This is a genomic window from Streptomyces sp. a15, from assembly GCF_059026085.1.
Genome location: NZ_JBWLKM010000172.1, coordinates 1 through 6,555, shown reverse-complemented (window position 1 = coordinate 6,555; position 6,555 = coordinate 1). Strand labels below are relative to the sequence as shown.

Annotated in this window: 5 protein-coding genes; 4 read left to right on the top strand and 1 reads right to left on the bottom strand. The window is 69.8% G+C overall.

The features are described 5' to 3' along the window. Window positions 1-1,150: formyl-CoA transferase (gene frc / locus AC5P09_RS50970; protein ID WP_493880474.1), on the bottom strand; the 1,150-nt coding region annotated here is incomplete at its 3' end. Between the two features lie 221 nt (window positions 1,151-1,371). Between frc (AC5P09_RS50970) and sucC the strand changes: the two genes are divergently transcribed. The 4 genes from sucC to frc (AC5P09_RS50950) all read left to right on the top strand — a co-directional run. Then, window positions 1,372-2,502 carry an ADP-forming succinate--CoA ligase subunit beta gene (sucC, locus tag AC5P09_RS50965; RefSeq protein ID WP_493880473.1) on the top strand — a complete coding sequence of 377 codons (1,131 nt, stop codon included), beginning with the start codon at window positions 1,372-1,374 and terminating at the stop codon, window positions 2,500-2,502. Window positions 2,503-2,513: 11 nt separating this feature from the next. After that, a complete protein-coding gene (gene sucD, locus AC5P09_RS50960; protein WP_493880472.1) occupies window positions 2,514-3,455 on the top strand; it encodes a succinate--CoA ligase subunit alpha in 942 nt (313 codons plus the stop codon). 162 nt (window positions 3,456-3,617) lie between these two features. Then, a complete protein-coding gene (locus AC5P09_RS50955) occupies window positions 3,618-5,174 on the top strand; it encodes an aldehyde dehydrogenase family protein (RefSeq protein WP_493880471.1) in 1,557 nt (518 codons plus the stop codon). A gap of 195 nt (window positions 5,175-5,369) precedes the next feature. After that, window positions 5,370-6,555, top strand: a 1,186-nt coding sequence (frc, locus tag AC5P09_RS50950; RefSeq protein ID WP_493880470.1) for a formyl-CoA transferase, incomplete at its 3' end; no start/stop codon positions are given.

The following is a 6,555-nucleotide window of genomic DNA, read 5'->3' as shown; positions in this document are numbered from 1 at the left end:
CGAGGCCGAGTTCGCCGACGAGGATTTCTTCGGTGTGCTGGCCGAGGAGGGGTGGGGTGGTGATGTCGGCGGGGGAGTCGGAGAGTTTCAGTGGGTTGCCCACGGTGGTGAAGGTGCCGCGTTCGGGGTGGTCCACCTCGACGATCATGTCGTTGGCGGCCAGTGAGGGGTCTTCGATGATTTCGCGGGTGGAGAGGATGGGTCCGCAGGGGATGTTGTGGCTGTTGAGTCGTTCGAGGACCTGCCATTTGGGCAGGGTGGAGGTCCATTCCTCGATCAGCTGGAACATCTTGGCGAGTTTGGGCAGGCGGGCTTCGGGGGTGGCCCACTCGGGGTCTGCGGCGAGTTCGGGCCGGCCGATGAGCTCGGTGAGCGGGGGCCAGCCGACGGGCTGGACGATGACGTAGACGTAGTCGTTGGGCCCGCCCGGCGCGCACCTGACCGCCCAGCCGGGCTGGCCGCCGCCGGAGGCGTTGCCCGAACGCGGGACCTCGTCGGTGAAGTCGTCGTTGGGGTATTCCGCCAGCGGGCCGTGTGCCAGGCGCTGCTGGTCGCGCAGCTTGACCCGGCACAGGTTGAGCACCGCGTGCTGCATGGCCACGTTCACCCGCTGGCCGCGCCCGGTGCGCTCGCGCTGGAAGAGGGCGGCGAGGATCCCGGCGACGGCGTGGATGCCGGTGCCGGAGTCGCCGATCTGCGCGCCGGTCGCCATCGGCGGCCCGTCCTGGAACCCGGTGGTCGCCATCGACCCGCCCATCGCCTGCGCCACCACCTCGTACGCCTTGAAGTCGGTGTACGGGCCCTGACCGAAACCCTTGATGGAGGCGTACACGATCCGCGGGTTGATCTGCCTGATCCGCTCCCAGGTGAAACCCATCCGGTCCACCGCACCCGGCGCGAAGTTCTCCACCAGCACGTCCGACCGCTCGATCAACGCGGTCAGGATCTCCTTGCCCCGCTCGGTCTTGGTGTTCAGCGTGACACTGCGCTTGTTGCAGTTGAGCATCGTGAAGTACAGCGAGTCCGCATCCGGCACATCCCGCAACTGCCTGCGCGTGATGTCCCCGCCCGGCGCCTCCACCTTCACCACATCCGCCCCCAGCCACGCCAGCAACTGCGTCGCCGACGGACCCGACTGCACATGCGTCATATCCAGCACACGAACGCCTTCAAGAGCCTTCGTCGTCACAGGTCACCTCCTTTGTCCCTATGTCTCGAGCGTCCTGGCGTGCTGGTCACGGGCCATGTCCGGCACATTGCATACAGTCGACGGATACTGTATGAAGATTGTTATCCCGCATCCCGTGGGTGATGTCCAGGGGTCGCGCAGCACTTTCAGTCGTGCGGCACCTTTGAGACGGGAGCCAGATCATGGACCTGTACGAGCACCAGGCCCGAGGGCTCTTCGAAGAACACGGCATCCCGGTACCGAGGGCGGACGTCACGTCCTCGGCCAAGGAGGCGCGTGAGATCGCCCGTGGGCTCGGCGGCCGCGTCGTCGTGAAGGCACAGGTCAAAACCGGCGGCCGGGGCAAGGCAGGCGGTGTGAGACTCGCCGCCGACCCGGCCGCCGCGGAGCTCACAGCACGTCAGATCCTCGGCATGGACATCAAGGGACACACGGTCGGCAAGGTCATGCTGGCCCAACCCGTCGACATCGAGGCCGAGTTCTACGTCGCCTACGTCCTCGACCGCGCGGCGGGCCGGTTCCTCGCCGTGGCCTCGGCGGAGGGCGGAACGGAGATCGAGGAGGTCGCCGCCCGTCGCCCGGAGGCCGTCGCGCGCATTCCCGTCGACCCGGCCGAGGGCGTCACCTCGGCGAAGGCGGGCGAGATCGCCGCGGCGGCCGGGCTTCCGCCGCAGGCCGTCGACGTCCTCGAGCGGCTGTGGGAGGTGCTGGTCCGGGAGGACGCCGTCCTCGTGGAGGTCAACCCTCTAGTCCGTACGAAGAAGGGCCAGATCCTCGCTCTCGACGGCAAGGTCACTCTCGACGACAATGCCCTCTTCCGGCAGTGTCGTTGGGACACCGAGGGCGCGGTGCACGACGACCCGCTGGAGGCGGCGGCCGCCGCGAAGGGCCTCAACTACGTCAAGCTCGACGGCGAGGTCGGCATCATCGGCAACGGCGCCGGCCTCGTCATGTCGACCCTCGACGTGGTCGCCGGCTGCGGTGCCCGCCCCGCCAACTTCCTCGACATCGGCGGCGGGGCATCGGCGCAGATCATGGCCGACGGGCTGTCCGTCATCCTGTCGGACCCGGACGTGAAGTCGGTGTTCGTCAACGTCTTCGGCGGGATCACCGCCTGCGACGCGGTCGCCGACGGCATCGTCCGGGCCTTGGACGACGTGCGGTTGACCAAGCCGCTCGTCGTGCGCCTCGACGGCAACAACGCCGTCCGCGGCCGCGCCATCCTCGACGAGCGTGCCCACCCCCTGGTCCAGCAGGCCACCACCATGGACGGTGCAGCCCGCCGTGCCGCCCAACTCGCCCACACCAGCTGAAGGAGCGGTAGATGGCGGTCTTCCTCACCAAGGAGTCCAGGGTCCTCGTCCAGGGCATGACCGGCGGCGAGGGCATGAAGCACACCCGGCGCATGCTCGCGGCCGGTACGAACGTCGTCGGCGGCGTCAACCCGCGCAAGGCGGGGCGTACCGTCGACTTCGACGACCGTGCCGTACCCGTCTTCGGGTCGGTGGCCGACGGCATGCGGTCGACCGGAGCCGACGTCACCGTCGTCTTCGTGCCGCCCGCCTTCGCCAAGGCGGCGGTCGTCGAGGCCGCCGACGCCGGGATCGGCCTCGTGGTCGTCATCACCGAGGGCATCCCGGTCCACGACTCCGTCGCCTTCACCGCGTACGCGAAGGAGAAGGGCACCCGGATCGTCGGCCCCAACTGCCCCGGGCTGATCACACCGGGCCAGTCCAACGCCGGCATCATCCCGGCGGACATCACCAAGCCGGGCCGCATCGGCCTGGTGTCCAAGTCGGGCACGCTCACCTACCAACTCATGTACGAGCTGCGCGACATCGGCTTCTCCACCTGTGTCGGCATCGGCGGCGACCCCGTCGTCGGCACCACCCACATCGACTGCCTCGCCGCCTTCCAGGACGACCCCGACACCGAACTGATCGTCCTCATCGGAGAGATCGGCGGGGACGCCGAGGAACGGGCGGCCGCGTACATCCGTGAGCACGTCACCAAGCCGGTCGTCGGCTACATCGCCGGCTTCACCGCGCCCGAGGGCAGGACCATGGGCCACGCGGGCGCCATCGTGTCCGGTTCTTCGGGCACGGCGCAGGCGAAGAAGGAAGCCCTGGAAGCCGTCGGCGTCAAGGTCGGCACCACCCCGACCGACACGGCCCGCCTCGTGCTCGCCCTGCTGGACACCGACCGCGACACCACGGGCGCCGACCGTGACACCGCCAACGCCGACCACGACACCACTCGCGGCTGACACGACCGACCGCCGGGAACGACCGAGTGTCCGCCGCAGACACGCGGCGCCTCCGCGTTCCCCCTCCTACCCGCGACCAATGGTCGCGCGGCCACGCATGCTGCCTCCGGGCAGCTGTCCGGCCTCCCGCCCCCGACTGTGCACCGAGAGCGGAGACACCGAATGACCACCACCCTCAACTCCACCCATCTCGTGGTGAAGTCCGGCACGTCCTGGGAAGACGCCTGGCGACGCTGCCTCGCGGTCGCCCCAGAGGCGTTCCAGGACGACCGCGTCCTCAACCTCTGGAACTCCGCCTGGCAGGCGGACGGCCGGGCACTGCCCGCAACCAGCCCCGTCGACGGCAGCCCGATCGCCGGCCCGCCGCGCCTGGACGGGGTCACCGCCCAGCAGGCGGTGCGCGCCTCGCTCGACCAGCACCGCGCCTGGCGGCACGTCCCCCTCGACGAGCGCCGCGCCCGTGTCGCGGCCACCCTTGACGCCCTCACTCAGCACCGCGAACTCCTCGCCCTCCTGCTCGTCTGGGAGATCGGCAAGCCGTGGCGGCTCGCGCAGGCGGACGTCGACCGGGCCATCGACGGAGTGCGCTGGTACGTCGACGGCATCGAGCCGATGGTCGAGGGCCGGGCCCCGCTGGACGGCCCGGTGTCCAACATCGCGAGCTGGAACTACCCGATGAGTGTGCTCGTTCACGCCATGCTGGTCCAGGCACTGGCAGGCAACGCGGTCATCGCCAAGACCCCGACCGACGGCGGTGTCGCCTGTCTGACCCTGGCCTGTGCGCTCGCCGCCCGCGAGGGGATTCCCGTCACCCTCGTCAGCGGCAGCGGGGGAGAGCTGTCCGAGGCGCTGGTGCGGGCGCCCGGGATCGGCTGCGTCTCCTTCGTCGGCGGTCGCGACACCGGCGCCGCGGTGGCCACCGCCGTCGCCGACCTCGGCAAGCGCCATGTACTGGAACAGGAGGGACTCAACACCTGGGGCATCTGGAACTACACGGACTGGGACGCGCTCACGGCCGTCGTCCCCAAGCTCTTCGACTACGGCAAGCAGCGCTGCACGGCGTACCCGCGCTTCGTCGTCCAGCGGGAGCTGTTCGACGAGTTCCTGGCGGCGTACCTCCCGGCCGTGCGCACGCTGCGCGTCGGGCACCCGCTCGCGGTGGAGCACCCCGACGACCCCTACCCGGCACTGGACTTCGGGCCAGTGATCAACGCGGCCAAGGCGAAGGACCTGCGCGACCAGGTCGCCGAGGCCATCGCCCGCGGTGCCGTCCCCGTGCATCGCGCCAGTGCGGCGGACGCCCGCTTCCTGCCCGGTCAGGACACCTCGGCATACGTCCAGCCGGTCACGCTCCTGAATCCGCCCCCGTCCTCCCCCCTGCACCACGCCGAGCCGTTCGGCCCCGTCGACACGATCGTCCTGGTCGACACCGAGGCGGAGCTGCTGGCCGCGATGAACGCCTCGAACGGCGCGCTCGTGGCCACGCTGTCCACGGACGACCGGGCCACCTTCGACCGGCTCTCGCCGCAGATCCGTGCGTTCAAGGTGGGTCACGGCAAGCCGCGTTCGCGGGGTGACCGGAACGAGCTGTTCGGCGGGTTCGGCGCGTCCTGGCGCGGTGCCTTCGTCGGCGGTGAGCTGCTGGTACGCGCGGTCACCCAGGGTCCGGCGGACGAGCGCCTGCCCGGCAACTTCCCGGAGTACCAACTGATGCCGTGACCGGCGGCCGGGCGGTGCCCGCGTCAGGGCGCCGCCCGGTGACCGATCGACCCAGCCCGCTCCACGCCCCGCGGCCCTCGCGGAGGCGGCGTCTGCGCCTGCTCTCCGCCGGACGGTGGATCGAGCGGGGGAGGCGCGATCCTCACGGCGCCCCTGGCGCCGTACACACCAAGACGGACCAGTGAGGTGGCGATCATGACGAAGGCTCTTGAAGGCGTTCGTGTGCTGGATATGACGCATGTGCAGTCGGGTCCGTCGGCGACGCAGTTGCTGGCGTGGCTGGGGGCGGATGTGGTGAAGGTGGAGGCGCCGGGCGGGGACATCACGCGCAGGCAGTTGCGGGATGTGCCGGATGCGGACTCGCTGTACTTCACGATGCTCAACTGCAACAAGCGCAGTGTCACGCTGAACACCAAGACCGAGCGGGGCAAGGAGATCCTGACCGCGTTGATCGAGCGGTCGGACGTGCTGGTGGAGAACTTCGCGCCGGGTGCGGTGGACCGGATGGGTTTCACCTGGGAGCGGATCAGGCAGATCAACCCGCGGATCGTGTACGCCTCCATCAAGGGTTTCGGTCAGGGCCCGTACACCGACTTCAAGGCGTACGAGGTGGTGGCGCAGGCGATGGGCGGGTCGATGGCGACCACCGGGTTCCAGGACGGGCCGCCGATGGCGACCGGCGCGCAGATCGGCGACTCCGGCACCGGCATCCACGCCGTCGCCGGGATCCTCGCCGCCCTCTTCCAGCGCGAGCGCACCGGGCGCGGCCAGCGGGTGAACGTGGCCATGCAGCACGCGGTGCTCAACCTGTGCCGGGTCAAGCTGCGCGACCAGCAGCGCCTGGCACACGGCCCGCTGGCGGAATACCCCAACGACGACTTCACCGACGAGGTCCCGCGTTCGGGCAACGCCTCCGGCGGCGGCCAGCCCGGCTGGGCGGTCAGGTGCGCGCCGGGCGGGCCCAACGACTACGTCTACGTCATCGTCCAGCCCGTCGGCTGGCCCCCGCTCACCGAGCTCATCGGCCGGCCCGAACTCGCCGCAGACCCCGAGTGGGCCACCCCCGAAGCCCGCCTGCCCAAACTCGCCAAGATGTTCCAGCTGATCGAGGAATGGACCTCCACCCTGCCCAAATGGCAGGTCCTCGAACGACTCAACAGCCACAACATCCCCTGCGGACCCATCCTCTCCACCCGCGAAATCATCGAAGACCCCTCACTGGCCGCCAACGACATGATCGTCGAGGTGGACCACCCCGAACGCGGCACCTTCACCACCGTGGGCAACCCACTGAAACTCTCCGACTCCCCCGCCGACATCACCACCCCACCCCTCCTCGGCCAGCACACCGAAGAAATCCTCGTCGGCGAACTCGGCCTCG

Bases quoted from the DNA above. Each gene is read 5' to 3' on its own strand.
- sucC (WP_493880473.1), top strand. From the start codon at position 1,372: ATGGACCTGTACGAGCACCAGGCCCGAGGGCTCTTCGAAGAACACGGC.
- sucD (WP_493880472.1), top strand. From the start codon at position 2,514: ATGGCGGTCTTCCTCACCAAGGAGTCCAGGGTCCTCGTCCAGGGCATG.
- AC5P09_RS50955 (WP_493880471.1), top strand. From the start codon at position 3,618: ATGACCACCACCCTCAACTCCACCCATCTCGTGGTGAAGTCCGGCACG.